Here is a 16,527-nt window from a genome sequence, read left to right on the forward strand (position 1 = left end):
GAGCTCCCCAACAACTTTCCGGGGTTATGGGTCCCTGCGTTCGCCGGGACGACACCTCGTGATGGCGGACGGCTCTCGCCTCTCATCGGCGTTCGCGACACCGAGGGTTGGAGCCATCCTCCGTGTCTCCAGCGCCACGACCGCTCCGAATGACAAAGCGCCACAGTCGCCGCCAGGCGATGCGGCGTGGACATCGCCGCCGTAACCGGCTGAAATAGGCCCGGGGCCTTCGGGTGGTTTTGGTTCATGTCGTTGCAGTTCAGGCTTGCGTCGCGAAACCTGTTCCATGACAGGCTGCGCTTCATCGCGACCATCATCGGCATCATCTTCTCGATCGTGCTGGTGACCGTGCAGATGGGTCTCTATGTCGGCTTCCGCCGGATGGTCACGACCATGATCGACCACTCCCCGGCCGAGCTGTGGATCATGCCAGTCGGCACCAAATGCTTCGAGGACCCCTCGCTGCTCGACGAGCGGCAGCGGTTTCGCGCGCTTGCGGTTCCCGGCGTGGCGGAGGCGACGCCGCTGGTGATCGGCTATGCGCAATGGCGGCTGCCGCAGGGCACGACGACGCCGGTCTTCGTGGTCGGCTCGGAGCTGCGCGGACTCGGGCTGCATCCCTGGAACGTGGTGGAGGGACGGCTGGACGACCTGTCGGTGCCGGGCGCGGTCGCGATCGACCGGACCTATTTCGAGCGGCTCGGCATCACCGGCGTCGAGCAGGCCGCGGAGCTGCGCGATCGTAAGGTGCAGGTGATGGCGGTGACCAAGGGCATCCGCTCGTTCACGACGACGCCTTACGTTTTTACCGATGTGGAGCGCGCGCGGACCTATACCGGCATCGCGCCGAACAAGGCGTCCTATCTGCTGGTGAAGCTGACGCCCGATGCCGATCTCGGCACGGTGCAGCAGGCGTTGCGCGACAACCTCGGCAATGTCGATGTGCTCACCGCAGCCGAGTTCCGCAACCGCAGCCGCTCGTTCTGGCTGTTCGGCACCGGCGCCGGCGCGGCGCTGTTCGCCGGCGCGCTGCTCGGACTGATCGTCGGCACCGTGATCGTGGCGCAGACGCTCTATTCCAGCACAAAGGATCATATCAACGAGTTCGCGACGCTGCGCGCGATCGGCTCGACCAGCCGCTACATCTACACCGTCATCATCTGGCAGGCGCTGCTCAGCGCCATCGTCGGCTTCGCCGGTGCCGCCGGCATCGGCAAGATCGTGGCGGCGGCGACGGCGGAATCGGCGCTGCCGGTCATCATGACGCCGGCGCTGACGGTCGCGCTGTTCGTGCTGACGGTGACGATGTGCATCGGCTCGGCGATCGCGGCGATCCTCAAGGTCATGCGCATCGATCCGACGCTGGTGTTCTCGCGATGACCGAGACCGTGCTCGAGGCCACCGATCTCGTGCATCACCTCGGCCAGGGGGCCGGCCGGGTGCAGGCGCTGAAGGGCGTGAGCCTGTCGCTGAAGGGCGGCGAGCTGGCGCTGCTGATGGGTCCCTCGGGCAGCGGCAAGACGACGCTGCTGTCGATCCTGGGCTGCCTGATGACGCCGGATGGCGGAACCGTGCGGGTTGCCAGCCAGCCGGTCGCGGGGCTCGATCCCGAGGCGCTGGCGAAGCTGCGCCGCGAGCGCATCGGCTTCATCTTCCAATCCTATCATCTGTTTCCGACGCTGAACGCCGAGGACAACGTCCGGCTCGCGCTCGACGTACGCGGCGAGCGCGCGCGGGCGGCGAAGAAGGCGGCGCGCGAGGTGCTCGACAGGGTCGGCCTCGGCCCGAAGAAGCGGTCGTTCCCGCGCCAGCTCTCGGGCGGCGAGCAGCAGCGCGTCGCGATCGCCCGCGCCATCGTCGGCAAGACGCAGGTCATTCTCGCCGACGAGCCGACCGGCGCACTCGATACCGCCAACGGCCAGGCGATCATGACCCTGCTCGCCGATATCGCCAGGGATCCGTCGCGCGCGGTGCTGGTGGTGACGCACGATCCGCGCATTCTGCCGTTTGCCAATCGCGTCATCCACATCGAGGACGGCCGCATCGTCCGCGAGGAGAGCGGCGGCGAGTCCATGAAGAAAGTCTCGCACGCATGATATCGGGAATTCCAGAACGCGCTCACCTGCTCGGGCTCGTCGCCGCGGCTGCATTGGCGATCATCGTCACGCCGACCTCGATTCCACCGACAGCGCGCGCCGCCAATGCCCAGGAGGAACGCTGGCTGGCCGTCGCACCCGGCCGGGTCGAGCCGGCATCCGGCCTGATCAAGCTTGGCGCGCCAGTGGTCGGGCCGATCCAGGAGGTGCTGGTCAAGCCGAACGAGACCGTGTTCGCCGGCCAGGCGCTGGTGCGGCTCGGCGACGCCGAAGCCCGCGCGCAGCTCGCCAGCGCCGAGGCGCAGGTCGCGATGCGCAAGCGCGTGCGCAACAAGGAGTCGACGCCGTCTGGCGCGGGTCCGCGGCGCCGCGCCGAAGACGGCCTCGCCGATGCGCAGGCGGCGGTGTTCGACGCGCGTGCTGCGCTCGACAAGGCCGTGGCCGAGCGGCGCGCCGGGCGCGGCGCCGATGCCGATGTCGACACCGCACGCACGCAACTGACAGCCGCGCAGGCGAAGCTGGAGCAGCAGGCCGACGAGCTGCGCAAGGTCACCGCGGATGCGCCGCTGCCGGTCAGCGCCGAGGGCCAGCTCAACGTCGCCCGCAGCGAACTGCAGGGCGCCCGCGCCACGTTGGAAAAGCTCACCATCCGCGCGCCGCTCGACGGCGCGGTGCTGCAGGTCAATGCGCGCACCGGCGAGATCGCTTCGCCGCAGACGACGCCACCGCTGGTGCTGCTCGGCGATACGTCCTCGCTGCGCGTGCGCGCCGAGCTCGACCAGCGCGACCTCGACAAGATCAAGGTCGGCCAGCAGGCCGTGGTCCGCTCCGACGCCTTCCGGGGCCGCGACGTCGCCGGCAAGGTCGCCGCCATCGCCCCGCTGGTCGAGAGCAGCCGCACGGCTGCGCTCAGCCAGCGCAACATGACCGATGTCGACGTGGTGGAAGTGCTGGTCGATCTCGCCGAGCCGGGTCCGTTCGCGGTGGGCATGAAGGTGGACGTGTATTTCAGGCCGTGAGGGCTGGTGGCTCGACTGCGCTCCGCGCCTGGCTGCACAGCTTCTCTTGGCGGGCTGAGGTGAGAACATCTCTCGCCGCTGGCGCGGTGCACCTCGCCCCGCTTGCGGGGAGAGGTCGGATTGCATCGCCAGATGCAATCCGGGTGAGGGGGTGCAGGTCTTTCCGCTGACACTTCTCGTGCGGCTGCCCCTCTCCCCGTGAGGAACGGGAGAAGGAGCGCACCATCGCCGGGGCGACGGCTCGCTCCAACGAGCTCAATCCCCGCTCGGCGGCGCCAGTGGCTGGACGAAAGCCTGGAATGGCGACAGCGCCTCACAGCGGGCGGCGTGCGTGGCCAGCGCCGGGTAACGCGTCACGTCGAACAGATGCGGATGCGCCTCGCGGGTGAAGCGCAGGACGCAGGCGACGGCGATGTCCGCGTGGCCGATGCGCTCGCCATACCAATAATCCGTCGTCGCGGCGGCGCGCTCCGCCTCCAGCATCGCCAGCACGCCGGAGATCTGCGTCTCGCAACGCGCGACCCACAGGGCCAGGCGGTCCTTGCGCAGCACGCGCTCATAGATCAGGCTGACGGCCTTGTCGCCGAGACCGGTCGCGAGCGCGATCGTATGCAGCTGCCTGCGGCGCGGCGCGCCGCTGCGCGCCAGCATGGCACGCTCGGGCCCGACGGCCTCATCGAGGTGATCGAGGATCGCCGCCGAATCGATCAGCGCCTCGCCGTCATCGAGCACCAGCACCGGCACCCGGAGCAGCGGATTGTACGGCGCGATCTTGTCGGCATCGCCGAAGGTCGACCACGGCTTGTGCTCGAACGGGATGCCGTAGAGCTCGAGTGCGATCGCGGTGCGGCGGACGAAAGGCGAGTCGTATTGGCCGATCAGGAACATCAGTTATCCTCCTGTGCGGCGCATTGAAGCGCCGTTCGGCGCCGTTGTCAGCTGCCACGTTCAGGCGAGCAGCGGCACATGCGCGGCGACAGAACGCGGCAGGGTACCGTCGAGGCGGGGATCGGGGGCGATCTCGATCTGGCGGCGATAGGGGCGGAAGCCGGAGCGCTGGTAGAAGGCCAGCGCGCGCGGATGATCGAAGCTGCAGGTGTGGACCCAGAGCCGCGTCAGCGGCTGCGCCCAGGCGCGGCGCAGCGCATGGTTCATCAGCAGGCGTCCGGCGCCGGTGCCGATCAGCCTGTCGGTGACGCCGAACAGCACCAGCTCGCAATCGGTCTTGTTGCGGAAGTCGAGCTCCAGCAGGGCTTCGTCACCGCCGTCATGCGCCAAGGTGTAGATCTCGACTCCGTCGGCGCGAACTGTCTTGGCAAGCTCCGCATCGCTCATCCGCGTGCGCTGCGACCACAGCCACTCCCAGCCGACGCGGGCATAGAGGTCGCGGTACCAATCGAGATCGGGCTGCGCGACGCGGCGAATGCTCCAGTCGCCGATCGGATCCGGCGGCAACACCGGCGGCGCCACCATTTCCAGCGAGGTCACCACGGCCGCGACCTTGCCGTGTGGAACGTCGTAGTGGCCGTCGGGGACCGACATGCCGTTCACCTACTCGCCCTCGTCGCTTGCCAGCACGCCCTTCACGGCGCGGGCCCAGCCGGCGAGCTTGCGCTCCCGCGTGGCCGCGCTCATCGCCGGCCGGAAGCGGTGCTCGAGCCGCCAATTGTCGGCGAACTTTTCCGGCTCCGGATAGACGCCGGCGTTGAGGCCGGCGAGATAAGCGGCGCCGAGCGCGGTGGTCTCCTGAATCATCGGACGGTCGACTGGTGCGTCGAGCAGGTCGGCGAGACGCTGCATGGTCCAGTCCGATGCGGTCATGCCGCCGTCGACGCGCAGCACGATCGTGGCTGCGGACGCATCGGGCCAGTCGGCGCGCATCGCGGCCCACAGATCGTAGGTCTGGTAGCACACGCTCTCCAGCGTGGCATGCGCGAGCTCGGCGGGGCCGGTGTTGCGGGTCAGGCCGAACAGCGCGCCGCGCACGCGCGGATTCCAATACGGTGCGCCGAGGCCGACGAAGGCCGGCACCAGATAGACCGATTGCATCGAGTCGGACTTGTCGGCGAGCGGGCCGGTTTCGGCGGCATGCTTGATGATGCCGAGCCCATCGCGCAGCCATTGCACGGCCGAGCCGGCGACGAAGATCGAGCCTTCGAGCGCGTAGGTCCGGACGCCGTCGAGCTGATAGGCGATGGTCGTCAGCAGCTTGTTGTTCGATTTCACCGGCGTGGCACCGGTATTGAGCAGCGCGAAGCAGCCGGTGCCGTAAGTGGACTTCATCATGCCCGGCGTGAAGCAGGCCTGGCCGATGGTCGCCGCCTGCTGGTCGCCGGCGATGCCCGCGACCTTGATCGGACCGCCAAACAGGTCTGGCACCGTGGTGCCGAAATCGGCCGAGGAATCCTTCACCTCGGGCAGCATCGAGCGCGGCACGCGCAGCAGCTTCAGCAAGGTGTCGTCCCACTGCCCGGTATGTATGTTGAACAGCAGCGTGCGCGAGGCGTTGGTGGCATCGGTGGCGTGGACCCGTCCGCCTGTCAGCCGCCACAGCAAATAACAGTCGACGGTGCCGAACATCAGCTCGCCGCGCTCGGCGCGCTCGCGGGCGCCCGGCACGTGATCGAGGATCCAGGCGACCTTCGTGCCCGAGAAATAGGGATCGATGATCAGGCCGGTCTTCGCGCTGACCTCCGGCTCATGGCCTTCGGCTTTGAGACGCGCGCAGATGTCGGCGGTGCGGCGGTCCTGCCAGACGATGGCGCGGTGGACGGCCTGGCCGGTCGCGCGGTCCCACACCACGGTGGTCTCGCGCTGGTTGGTGATGCCGATCGCGGCGATGTCCTTGGCGGCCAGTCCCGCCTTCTCCAGCGCATCGCGGCAGGTCATCACCGTCGAGGTCCAGATATCCTCCGGCTCGTGCTCGACCCAGCCCGAGGCCGGGAAATGCTGTGGAAATTCCTGCTGCGCGACCGCGGCGATCGAGATGTCGGAGCGGAACACGATCGCGCGCGAGGACGTGGTGCCCTGATCGATGGCCAGCACGAAGGACATGGGGTTTCTTCCCGGGAGGTTGACGACGTTGGGCCGACAAGCAAGCGGATTGGCGGGGGAAGGTCAAGGAGGTTGGGAGCGCGCGACGTCCTTCTGGAAAAAGTGGAGAGTTCGCACCTTACGAGCATCCAACCCCGTGTCCGAACTTGGCTGGGACCACTGCGCTGCGCATGGCTGGGCCCTCTCCCCTTGTGGGAGAGGGCCACACCGCCGACAGCCGCAAGCTCACTCGGGTGAGCGGTTGGCGCCACATGCGCGCTCTGAGTACGCGGAGAGAGACCCCTCACCCGGTTGCGCTTCGCGCAACCACCCTCTCCCACAAGGGGAGAGGGTGCGGCTATCGTGTGGAGAGATTTTTACACCGCCGCCGTCGTGACGCCGCCGTCGACCACGATGGTCTGCCCCGTCATGAAGGTCGAGGCATCCGACGCCAGATACGCCACCGCGCCGGCGATCTCGTGCGGCTCGCCGATGCGGCGGAGCGGGGTCGTCGCGCAGCGCTGTTTCAGGCGGGCTTCGTCCTCCCACAGCGCGCGGGCGAAGTCGGTCTTGATCAGGCCCGGCGCGACGCAGTTGATGCGCACGCCTTGCGGGCCCCATTCACCGGCAAGGCTGCGGCACAGCGCGAAGTCGGCGGCCTTGGAGATGCCGTAGGCGCCGATCACGGTCGAGCCGCGCAGGCCGCCGATCGAGGAGACGATGACGACCGAGCCTTTGCCGCGCGCGGCCATCGGCGGGATCGCCTTGGCGCAGAGCCAGAGATTGCTCTTCACGTTGGAGGCCATGATCTTGTCGAAGGCCTCGTCGGTGATGTCAAGCAGCGGACCGTAATACGGGTTGACCGCAGCATTGCAGACGAGGATGTCGACCTGGCCGTATTGGCTGACGGCGCCGTCGATCAGCGCATCGACCTCGGCGCGGCGCGAGATGTTGCAGGGGATGACGCGGGCCTCGCCACCGCTCGCGCGGATGCCGCTTGCCACTTCCTCGCAGGCGTCGGCCTTGCGGCTGGAGATCACGACCTTGGCGCCGAGCTGCGCCAGCAGCTCCGCAGAAGCACGGCCGATGCCACGGCTCGAGCCGGTGATGACGGCGACCTGGCCGGAGAGGTTGAAGGGATTGGGGATCATATTCTGCGTCCTCCGAGTCATTGCGAGGAGCGAAGCGACGAAGCAATCCAGGGCAACGCGTGACGCCCTGCATTGCTTCGCTTCGCTCGCAATGACGGCAAAAAATCAAATCCCTTTGGAGCCGTTTTGGTAGGCACCGAAGCGCCTCGAATCGTCATGCGCGGGCTTGACCCGCGCATCCATCTTCTTTCAAGAGCGATGGGTTGCCGGGTCCAGCCCGGCAACGGCGCATTGCCCTAGATCACCCCACCCGCCTCGCTGACGCGGCGCATGTGGTAGTCGGTGTCGCCGAACGTCAGCTCGATCATCGACAGGCGCTTGAAGTAGTGGCCGATCTTGGCCTCCATCGTCATGCCGATGCCGCCGTGGAGCTGGATCGCCTGCTGGCCGACGAACTTGGCCGATTTGCCGATCTGCACCTTGGCCGCGGCGATCGAGGTGGCGCGCTCCTTGGCATCGTCGAAGTCGGCGGCCATGGTGGCGAACATCGACATCGAGCGGGCCTGCTCCAGCGCGACGAACATGTCGGAGGCGCGGTGCTGCAGCGACTGGAACGAGCCGATCGCGACGCCGAACTGCTTGCGCGTCTTGATGTACTCGACCGTGGTCTTGAGCGACTCGTCCATCAGGCCGACGGCTTCCGCACACAGTGCGATGCGGGCCTCGTCGACGACGCGCTCGATCAGCGGCAGAGCGTTGGCAGGATCGCCGATCGCGGCGTCGGCGCCCACTTCCACACCGGTGAAGGTGATGTCCGCCGCGTGCAGGCCGTCCTGGGTCGGATAGCCCTTGCGGGTGACGCCCTTCGCGTCGGCCGGCACGATGAACACGCCGATGCCCGACTTGTCGCGCTGGCCACCGGAGGTGCGCGCGGAGACGATCAGGGTGTCGGCATTCTCGCCGTTGAGCACGACGAACTTCTCGCCGTCGATGACCCAGCCGTCGCCCTTCTTCTTGGCGGAGGTGGCGACATCGAACAGGTCGTAGCGCGACTGCTTCTCGAGCTGCGCGAACGCAAACGTCTTGCTGCCGTCGATGATTCCGGGCAGGTACGCCGTCTTCTGCGCCGCCGATCCGCCATGGCGGAGGAAGCCGCCGGCCAGCACGACCGTGGCGAGGTAAGGCTCGAGCACCAGCGCGCGGCCCATCGCCTCCATCACGATCATGGTCTCGACGCCGCCGGCGCCGAAGCCGCCGTCGTCCTCGGAGAACGGCAGACCGAGCAGGCCCTGCTCGGCGAGCTTGGACCACATCGCCCGGCTCCAGCCGCCCTTCTCCTTCATGTACAGCTTGCGCTTGTCGAAATCGTAGGCATCCGCCAGCAGGCCGTCGATGCTGTCCTTGAGGAGGCGCTGCTCCTCGGTGAGATCAAAATCCATTTGTTGACTCTCCAGTATCCCCATTCTCCGTCATGCCCGCGCTTGCCGCGGGCATCCACGTCGTGCCCGTCCGGGCTGCACGTGGATGGCCGGGTCAAGCCCGGCCATGACGGCGTGCGTTGTCGAAGCGCTGCGGCTCACACGTCAGAGCCCCAGCACCGCCTTGGCGATGATGTTGCGCTGGATCTCGTTGGAGCCGCCGTAGATCGAGACCTTGCGGTTGTTGAAGTAGCTCGGCGCGATCTGCGCGGTCCAATCCATGGTCTCGTTGCTGTCGTCGTCGCCATGGATGTCGTAGGGCGCGGCGAACGGACCGATCACCTCCATCAGCAGCTCGGTCGTGGTCTGCTGAATCTCCGAGCCCTTGATCTTCAGCACCGAAGACGCCGGATTGGGCTTGCCCTTGCCGTGCTTGCCCTCGTCGGCGACGACGCGCAGCTGCGTCAGCTCCAGCGCCTTGAGCTCGACCTCGCATGCGGTGAGCTTCTCGCGGAACGACGGATCCTCCAGCACCGGACGGCCACCGGACTCGATCTTGGCGGCGAGCTCCTTGATGCGGCGGATGCGCTCCTTGGAGACGCCGACACGGGCGATGCCGGTGCGCTCATTGCCGAGCAGGAATTTTGCGTAGTCCCAGCCCTTGTTCTCCTCGCCGATCAGGTTCTCGATGGGCACCTCGACGTCGTCGAAAAACACCTCGTTGACCTCGTGGCCGCCATCGATGGTCTGGATCGGACGCACCGTGACGCCCTTCGACTTCATGCTGAAGACGATGAAGGAAATGCCCATCTGCTTCTTCGCGGAAGGATCGGTGCGGCACAGGCAGAAGATCATGTCGGCGTGCTGGGCCAAGGTGGTCCAGGTCTTCTGGCCGTTGATGATCCACTTGTCGCCGCGGCGCTCGGCCTTGGTCTTCAGCGACGCCAGGTCGGAGCCCGAGCCCGGCTCGGAGAAGCCCTGGCACCACCAGTCGTCGACATTGGCGATGCGCGGCAGATACTTCTTCTTCTGCTCCTCGTTGCCGAAGGTGTAGATGACCGGGCCGACCATGCTGACCCCGAAGGCGAGCGGCTGCGGCGCCGGATAGGCCTGCAGCTCCTCGTTGAAGATGTAGTGCTGCACCGAGGTCCAGCCCGTGCCGCCATATTCCGTCGGCCAGTGTGAGACGCCCCAGCCCTTCTTGTTGAGGATGCGCCACCAGGTCACCATCTCGTCCTTCGACAGATGGCGGCCCTCGATCATCTTCCGCCGTGTCTCCGGTGGCACGTTGTCCTTGAAGAACTGCCGCACTTCCTCGCGGAACGCCTGCTCTTCCTTCGTGAATGCAAGATCCATTGGATCCTCCCGTTAGTATCTCGATCGTTCGTTTCGTTCCGCTGTCGTCCCTGCGAAAGCAGGGACCCATAACCACCGGCGGACGTTGGGGCGAAAGGCGTCTGCCATCGTGGCCCAAGCGACATCACGCGGTATGGGTCCCGGATCTGCGCCCGCGAGCGCTGTTGCACCCGCAGGCTTGTCCGGGACGACAGCTGTTTGAAATCCCGCCCGAGCTTGCCCGGACGACAGCTGTGGTTGTTACTGCAGCACCTCGAACAGGCCGGCGGCACCCATGCCGCCCCCGACGCACATGGTGACGACGGCGTACTTGGCCTTGCGGCGGCGGCCTTCGATCAGCGCATGGCCCGTGAGCCGCGCGCCCGACATGCCGTAGGGATGGCCGACCGCGATAGCGCCGCCATTGACGTTGATCTTGTCCGGGTCGATGCCGAGCTTGTCGCGGCAGTACAGCACCTGCACGGCGAACGCCTCGTTGAGCTCCCAGAGGCCGATGTCGTCGACGGTGAGGCCGTGGCGCTTCAACAGACGCGGCACGGCGAACACCGGGCCGATGCCCATCTCGTCCGGCTCGCAGCCATGCGCGACGAAGCCACGGAAGATGCCGAGCGGCTGCAGGCCGCGCTTGGCTGCGGTGGCGTCGCTCATGATGACGCAGGCCGAGGCGCCGTCGGACAGCTGGCTGGCATTGCCGGCGGTGATTGAGAAGCCGTCGCCGCGCACGGCCTTGAGGCCGGCGAGACCTTCGGCGGTCGTCTCAGGACGCGGCCCCTCGTCCTGCGACAGGGTGACGTCCTTGAACGAGACATTGCCCGTGGCCTTGTCGGTGACCGCCATCTTGGTGGTGATCGGTGCCAGCTCGTCGTTGAACTTGCCGCCCTGCTGCGCGGCTGCGGTGCGGCGCTGGCTCTCCAGCGCATATTCGTCCTGCCGCTCGCGGGAGATGCCGTAGCGCTTGGCGACGACCTCGGCGGTGTCGATCATCGGCATGTAGACATCGCCCTTGATCTCGAGCAGCGCCGGATCGGTGGCCTGGAAGCTGTTCATCTTGTCGTTCTGGACCAGCGAGATCGATTCGCCGCCGCCGCCGACTGCGATCTCGACACCGTCGAAGATCACCGAGCGCGCCGCGAGCGCAATCGCCTGCAGACCGGAGGCGCATTGGCGGTCGATCGTGGTGCCGCCGACCGACACCGGCAGGCCGGCACGCAGCAGCGCCTTGCGCGCGATGTTGCCGCCGGTCGAGCCCTGCTGCAAGGCCGCGCCCATCACGACATCCTCGACCTCTGCCGGATCGACCTTGGCGCGCTTGACCGCCTCGCCGATGGCGTGGCCGAGCAGCGTCGCGCCGCCGGTGGCATTGAGCGCGCCGCGATAGGCCTTGCCGATCGGCGTGCGGGCGGTGGAAACGATGACGGCATCGGTCATGTGCGACCTCCTGTTGTTGTCACTGATGTTTGATTTGAGACGCGGGTGATTGCTGCTGGCGCAGTTCGTGACGCGACAGCTTGCCGACCGGCGTGCGCGGCAGCTCGTCGACGAACTCGACCGCCGCCGGCAGCTCGTGCTTGCCGAGCTTGCCGGTGAGGAAGGCGCGGAGATCCTCGACCGGGAACGGCGCGAAGCCGTCTCGCAGCTTGATGAAGGCCTTGGCCGCCTCGCCGCGATAGGCGTCGGGAATACCGATCACGATGACCTCCTGCACCGCCGGATGGGTGTAGATCGCCTGCTCGATCATCTGCGGATAGACGTTGAAGCCGCCGGAGATGATCATGTCCTTCTTGCGGTCGACCAGGAAGTAGAAACCGTCGGCGTCGACATAGCCGATGTCGCCGGTCAGGAAATGATCGCCGACGAACGACTGCGCCGTTTCCTCCGGCCGGTTCCAATAGCCCTTGGTGACGTTCGGCCCCTTGATCCGGATCTCGCCGACCTCGTTCACGCCGAGCACCTTTGCGGGATCCTCGAGCGACACGACGTCCATCTCGATGCCGGGCAGCGTGATCCCGATCGAGCCGGGCTTGTCCGGGCCACCCTTGGGATGGGCGGTGCCGGGCGAGCAGGTCTCGGTCATGCCCCAGCCGCTCTTCAGCTTCATGCCGACGCGTCGCTCCAGGATGCGCGCGACCTCGACCGGCAGCGGCGCGCCGCCGGAGCCGACGCTGGTCAGCGACGACAGATCACGCTTGTCGAGATCGGGCAGGTTGGCGATCGCGATCCACATCGTCGGCACGCCGGGAAAATAGGTCGCGCGCTTGACCTCGATGTCGCGCATCACGGCGTCGAGATCGAAGCGCTGGTGCAGCGAGATCAGGCTGCCGAGGCGCAGCGAGGTCAGCAGCACCACCGTCAGTGCATAGATGTGGAACAGCGGCAAGACGCAGATCACGCGGTCGGAGCCGTTACCGTTTGCACGCGTCGCGCGGCCCCAGACTTCGGCGATCGACACCGCGGAGGTGAGATTGCCATGGGTCAGCATCGCACCCTTGGGCAGGCCGGTGGTGCCGCCGGTATATTGCAGCAGGGCGATGTCGTCGGGCGAGATCGAAGGCCACGCCATAGGCGCAACGGCGCCTTCGACGAAGGCGCGGTGCGTAATCACCGCGGGATTGTCCGGCAGCGCCGTCTGCGGCGTGCCGACTTTGCCCCAATCATCATCCTCGCAGACGATCAGGCGATCGATCAGTCCCTTGGCGAGGAACTTCAACGCGGTCGGCAGCGGCGCTGATAGGTTCGACGTGACGAGAATGCGCGCGCCGGAATCGCTGAGCTTGTGCGACAAGGCGATCTCGCCATCGAGCGGCGACAGGTGCACCACGCGGGCGCCGGCCTTGAGCGCGCCGAAGAAGTTGATCGGATGATCCGGCGTATTGCCGAGGAACAGCGCGATCGACGCGCCCTTGCCGAAGCCGGCGCGCAGGAACGCGGCGGCGGCCTGGTCGACGAGCGCCGCGAGTTGCTTGAAAGTGATGGGGCGGTCGCGGAATTCCAGCGCGTCGCCATCGCCGAAGTCACTGACCGCCTTTGCCAGCAGATCCGGCAAGGTGCCACGCGCGATCGGCGCGTCCCAGCGGACGCCTTCGGGATAGAACTGTTCGCCAGGATGGGTCATGCGAGCTCGATGTCCGTTGGCGTAAGACGGCCCCGCTGTCTCCGTTCCCTCCCCCCTTGTGGGGGAGGGTCAGGGAGGGGGGTGGGCCCGGGCGAGACTGCCCGTGTGGACCCCCAACCCCTCCCCGCAAGGGGGAGGGGAGCGCAGCCGGGCGCAGAGTGATAGTTGGGCCGCCTCAAGCGGCCTTCCCCTGCGCCAGCGAGGCGAAGGTCTTGCCTTCGTCGGCGAGCTTCTTCAGCAGCGGCGCTGGCTCCAGCGACGGGTCATTGGTCTCCTTGGCATAGAACGCCAGCCGCTCGGCAATGTGCTTCAGGCCGACGCTGTCGGCCCAGTACATCGGGCCGCCGCGATAGATCGGCCAGCCATAGCCGTAGAGCCAGACAACGTCGATGTCGGACGGACGCGCGGCGATGCCCTCGGCGAGGATCTTCGCGCCCTCGTTGATCATCGGATACATCATGCGCTCGAGGATCTCCTCGTCGCTGACCGCGCGGCGCTTGAGGCCGAGCTTGGCGAGCGTCTCGTCGATCAACTTCTCGACATCGGGATCCGGCAGCGGCGCACGCGAGCCGGCCTCGTATTTGTAGTAGCCCTTGCCGGTCTTCTGGCCGAAGCGGCCGGCTTCGCACAGCGCATCCGCGATCTCGCTCTTGATGCCGCGGTCCTTGCGCGAGCGCCAGCCGATGTCGAGGCCGGCGAGATCGCCCATCGCGAACGGGCCCATCGGCATGCCGAACTTGGTGACGACGGCATCGACCTGCTGCGGCAGCGCGCCTTCGAACAACAGCTTCTCGGCCTGCTTGCCACGCTGCGCAAGCATGCGGTTGCCGACGAAGCCGTCGCAGACGCCGACCACGGCCGGCACCTTGGCGATCTTGCGGGCGATCGACACGGCGGTGACGAGCGCATCCGGCGCGGTCTTCTCCGCGCGCACGATCTCGCACAGCTTCATGACGTTGGCCGGCGAGAAGAAATGCATGCCGAGCACGTCCTGCGGACGGCTGGTCTCGGCGGCGATTGCGTCGATGTTCAGATACGAAGTGTTCGAGGCCAGCACCGCGCCCGGCTTGGCATATTGATCGAGCTTGCCGAACACTTCCTTCTTCACGGCCATGGTCTCGAACACCGCCTCGATGACGAGGTCGGCGTCCTTGACGTTCTCGAGACCGACCTTGCCGTCGATCAGCGCCATGCGCTTGGCCGGGGCGTCCGCCGGAATGCCGCCGCGCGCGGCGGTCGCCTCCCAGTTCTTCTGCATGATGCCCATGCCGCGCTTGAGCTGCTCCTCGGCGGTCTCGATCAGGGTGACCGGGATGCCGGCATTGGCGAACGACATCGCGATGCCGCCGCCCATGGTGCCGGCGCCGATGATGGCGACGCGCTCGACCTTGCGGCCCTTCGTGCCCTCGGGCACGCCGGCAATCTTGGCCGCCTCGCGCTCGGCAAAGAACGCGTAGCGCTGCGCCTTGGACTGGTCGCTGGTGAGCAGCTTGAGGAAGCCCTCGCGCTCCCGCTTCAAGCCCTCGTCGAACGGCAGATCGATCGCATAGCCGACCGCATCGGCCGCCGCGAACGGCGCCTCCAGCCCGCGCGACTTCTTGGTGATCGCAGCGACCGCATTGGTGAAGATCGAGCGATCGGCCTTGGCCGCGGCGATCTTGGAGTCATCGTCGCGCAGCTTGCGCAGCGGACGGTTCTCCGCCACCACCTTGCGCGCGAAGGCTTCGCCGCCCGATGCCGGCCCCTCGACGATCTCCTCGATCAGGCCCGCCTTCAGCGCTTCGGCTGCGCCGATCGGATCACCGGCGACGATCATCTTGACCGCGAGCTCCGGCCCCACCGCGCGCGGCAGGCGCTGCGTTCCGCCCGCGCCCGGCAGCAGGCCGAGCTTCACCTCGGGCAGGCCGAGCTTCGCCTCCTTGGTGGCGACACGATAATGACAGGCGAGCGCCACTTCGAGACCACCGCCCAGCGCCGTTCCATGAATCGCCGCGATGACCGGCTTGGGGCTGTTCTCGATCGTGCTCAGCACGTCGTTGAGCGCCGGCGGCTTCGGCGGCTTGCCGAACTCGGTGATATCGGCGCCGGCAATGAAGGTGCGTCCGCCGCAGGTCAGCACGATGGCCTTGATTGCGGGATCGTCGATCGCCGCCTTGACGTTGTCCAGGATGCCGCCGCGAACTGCGGCACTCAGCGCATTGACGGGCGGACTGTCGATGGTGACGATGCCGATGATGTCATGACGATCAAGCTTTGCCACTTCGCTCACGCGTAAGCTCCTTGGGATGTCGTTTCTTTGCGGCCGGTTAACGTTCCGACCCCTTCTTGGCTCTTCATTTGCGCAGAGGTTCAGCCTTGCTTGCGTCTACCCGCTGCCGGACATCAATTCCGCAGTGCGAAATCTAATTCCACATCTTGACAGCCAGGGTTATTTTGAAGCACGAGCGTTGTCAACGAGGCTCATCAATCAACAGCCGATGACATGAAACGCCCAGGGAAGAAAGCTGCGACCGATCGCAACTTCGTCGTTGCGCTGTCGCGCGGCCTCGAGGTGCTCAGGGCTTTCCGGCCCAATGACGGCCTGCTGGGCAACCAGGAGATCGCGGCGCGCACCAACCTGCCCAAGCCGACCGTGTCGCGCCTGACCTACACGCTGACCAAGCTCGGCTATCTCACGCCCGTTCCCCGCTTCGAGAAATATCAGCTGGCGCCGTCAGCGCTGCTGCTCGGCTACGCCGCGCTCGCCAATCTCGGCGTGCGCCAGCTCTCCGAGCCGTTCCGCGAGCAGCTGATGCGCGAGACCGGCGGTGCGGTGGCAATCGGCGGCCGCGACCGGCTCAGCATGATCTATATCGGCCAGAGCCGGCACGGCGTCGTCAACGTCGAGCTCGACGTGGGCTCGCGCATTCCGATTGCGACCACCGCGATGGGCCGGGCCTATCTCTGGGCGCTGCCCGAAGAGGAACGCGCCGTGCTGATGCGCGAGATGCGCGAGCATTACGGCAACCGCTGGCCCAAGATCCGTGACGGGATCGAGCGCGCCGGCGAAACCGTCGCCAAGTACGGCTTCACGATCTCGGCCGGCGAATGGCAGGATGACGTTCACGCCGTCGGCGCGGCGTTGAGGCTCAACGATGGAACGGGTCCTTACGCGATCAATTGCGGCGCGCCTGCATTCCGCTTCACGGAAGAGCGCCTGCTCACCGACATTGGACCTCGTCTCGTGGCGATGGTAAGGAAAATCGAAGCAGCGCTTGGCGGACTTGCGCCGCAAACTAATCAGACGAATGTTCATGCGAACAATTCGTCTCACAAAGAACTCAATAAAAAGCCGAAGCCAGGAGGAAAAGTTGCCCGTGTTGCCGAGGGTATCAGATAGCCTGCATCATCGCGGTCGGCTGG

Annotated in this window: 13 protein-coding genes; 4 read left to right on the forward strand and 9 right to left on the reverse strand. The window is 66.7% G+C overall.

Features of this window, described 5'->3' with window-relative positions; translation table 11 throughout:
• Positions 1-246: 246 nt before the first annotated feature.
• The 3 genes from ACQR2C_RS19330 to ACQR2C_RS19340 are packed head-to-tail and all read left to right on the forward strand — an operon-like array spanning position 247 to position 3,115.
• Complete coding sequence (locus ACQR2C_RS19330; RefSeq protein ID WP_315805755.1) at positions 247-1,380, forward strand: ABC transporter permease; 1,134 nt, start codon at positions 247-249, stop codon at positions 1,378-1,380.
• Complete coding sequence (locus ACQR2C_RS19335; protein WP_315805754.1) at positions 1,377-2,096, forward strand: ABC transporter ATP-binding protein; 720 nt, start codon at positions 1,377-1,379, stop codon at positions 2,094-2,096. Before ACQR2C_RS19330 ends, ACQR2C_RS19335 begins: the two co-directional genes overlap by 4 nt.
• Entirely contained in the window at positions 2,093-3,115 is a 1,023-nt protein-coding gene (locus ACQR2C_RS19340) for an HlyD family secretion protein (protein WP_316216449.1), read from the forward strand. Before ACQR2C_RS19335 ends, ACQR2C_RS19340 begins: the two co-directional genes overlap by 4 nt.
• A gap of 255 nt (positions 3,116-3,370) precedes the next feature.
• On the opposite strand, the gene ACQR2C_RS19345 is transcribed toward ACQR2C_RS19340, so the two are convergent.
• The 9 genes from ACQR2C_RS19345 to ACQR2C_RS19385 all read right to left on the reverse strand — a co-directional run bounded on the left by ACQR2C_RS19345 (position 3,371) and on the right by ACQR2C_RS19385 (position 15,394).
• Positions 3,371-4,003 (reverse strand): glutathione S-transferase family protein, encoded by a 633-nt coding sequence (locus ACQR2C_RS19345; RefSeq protein ID WP_434881861.1) that lies wholly within the window; start codon positions 4,001-4,003, stop codon positions 3,371-3,373.
• A 60-nt stretch (positions 4,004-4,063) separates the two neighbouring features.
• Positions 4,064-4,657: a GNAT family N-acetyltransferase gene (locus ACQR2C_RS19350; RefSeq protein ID WP_315805751.1), complete on the reverse strand. Its 594-nt coding sequence runs from the start codon at positions 4,655-4,657 to the stop codon at positions 4,064-4,066.
• A gap of 9 nt (positions 4,658-4,666) precedes the next feature.
• Complete coding sequence (gene glpK, locus ACQR2C_RS19355) at positions 4,667-6,169, reverse strand: glycerol kinase GlpK (protein WP_434881862.1); 1,503 nt, start codon at positions 6,167-6,169, stop codon at positions 4,667-4,669.
• Between the two features lie 356 nt (positions 6,170-6,525).
• Positions 6,526-7,299, reverse strand: a complete 774-nt coding sequence (locus ACQR2C_RS19360; protein WP_315805749.1) for an SDR family NAD(P)-dependent oxidoreductase — start codon at positions 7,297-7,299, stop codon at positions 6,526-6,528.
• Between the two features lie 236 nt (positions 7,300-7,535).
• The gene (pimD, locus tag ACQR2C_RS19365; RefSeq protein ID WP_434881863.1) at positions 7,536-8,678 is read right to left on the reverse strand and encodes a pimeloyl-CoA dehydrogenase small subunit; all 1,143 of its coding nucleotides are present in this window, start codon (positions 8,676-8,678) and stop codon (positions 7,536-7,538) included.
• A gap of 144 nt (positions 8,679-8,822) precedes the next feature.
• On the reverse strand, positions 8,823-10,013 hold the full coding sequence (pimC, locus tag ACQR2C_RS19370; RefSeq protein WP_434881864.1) for a pimeloyl-CoA dehydrogenase large subunit: 1,191 nt from the start codon (positions 10,011-10,013) through the stop codon (positions 8,823-8,825).
• 240 nt (positions 10,014-10,253) lie between these two features.
• A complete protein-coding gene (locus tag ACQR2C_RS19375; protein ID WP_434881865.1) occupies positions 10,254-11,441 on the reverse strand; it encodes an acetyl-CoA C-acyltransferase in 1,188 nt (395 codons plus the stop codon).
• 19 nt (positions 11,442-11,460) lie between these two features.
• Entirely contained in the window at positions 11,461-13,125 is a 1,665-nt protein-coding gene (pimA, locus tag ACQR2C_RS19380) for a dicarboxylate--CoA ligase PimA (RefSeq protein WP_434881866.1), read from the reverse strand.
• Between the two features lie 175 nt (positions 13,126-13,300).
• Positions 13,301-15,394 carry a 3-hydroxyacyl-CoA dehydrogenase NAD-binding domain-containing protein gene (locus tag ACQR2C_RS19385; RefSeq protein WP_315805744.1) on the reverse strand — a complete coding sequence of 698 codons (2,094 nt, stop codon included), beginning with the start codon at positions 15,392-15,394 and terminating at the stop codon, positions 13,301-13,303.
• 213 nt (positions 15,395-15,607) lie between these two features.
• On the opposite strand from ACQR2C_RS19385, the gene ACQR2C_RS19390 reads away from it, so the two are divergent.
• The gene (locus ACQR2C_RS19390) at positions 15,608-16,504 is read left to right on the forward strand and encodes an IclR family transcriptional regulator (protein WP_315805743.1); all 897 of its coding nucleotides are present in this window, start codon (positions 15,608-15,610) and stop codon (positions 16,502-16,504) included.
• Positions 16,505-16,527: the final 23 nt, after the last annotated feature.

Source organism: Bradyrhizobium sp. HKCCYLRH3061, from assembly GCF_051168015.1.
GTDB lineage: Bacteria > Pseudomonadota > Alphaproteobacteria > Rhizobiales > Xanthobacteraceae > Bradyrhizobium.

Coding starts and splice junctions, on each gene's coding strand:
- pimA (WP_434881866.1), bottom strand. CDS start 13,125: ATGACCCATCCTGGCGAACAGTTCTATCCCGAAGGCGTCCGCTGGGAC.
- glpK (WP_434881862.1), bottom strand. CDS start 6,169: ATGTCCTTCGTGCTGGCCATCGATCAGGGCACCACGTCCTCGCGCGCG.
- ACQR2C_RS19390 (WP_315805743.1), top strand. CDS start 15,608: ATGAAACGCCCAGGGAAGAAAGCTGCGACCGATCGCAACTTCGTCGTT.
- ACQR2C_RS19335 (WP_315805754.1), top strand. CDS start 1,377: ATGACCGAGACCGTGCTCGAGGCCACCGATCTCGTGCATCACCTCGGC.
- pimD (WP_434881863.1), bottom strand. CDS start 8,678: ATGGATTTTGATCTCACCGAGGAGCAGCGCCTCCTCAAGGACAGCATC.
- ACQR2C_RS19330 (WP_315805755.1), top strand. CDS start 247: ATGTCGTTGCAGTTCAGGCTTGCGTCGCGAAACCTGTTCCATGACAGG.
- ACQR2C_RS19345 (WP_434881861.1), bottom strand. CDS start 4,003: ATGTTCCTGATCGGCCAATACGACTCGCCTTTCGTCCGCCGCACCGCG.
- ACQR2C_RS19350 (WP_315805751.1), bottom strand. CDS start 4,657: ATGTCGGTCCCCGACGGCCACTACGACGTTCCACACGGCAAGGTCGCG.
- ACQR2C_RS19375 (WP_434881865.1), bottom strand. CDS start 11,441: ATGACCGATGCCGTCATCGTTTCCACCGCCCGCACGCCGATCGGCAAG.
- ACQR2C_RS19340 (WP_316216449.1), top strand. CDS start 2,093: ATGATATCGGGAATTCCAGAACGCGCTCACCTGCTCGGGCTCGTCGCC.
- ACQR2C_RS19360 (WP_315805749.1), bottom strand. CDS start 7,299: ATGATCCCCAATCCCTTCAACCTCTCCGGCCAGGTCGCCGTCATCACC.
- pimC (WP_434881864.1), bottom strand. CDS start 10,013: ATGGATCTTGCATTCACGAAGGAAGAGCAGGCGTTCCGCGAGGAAGTG.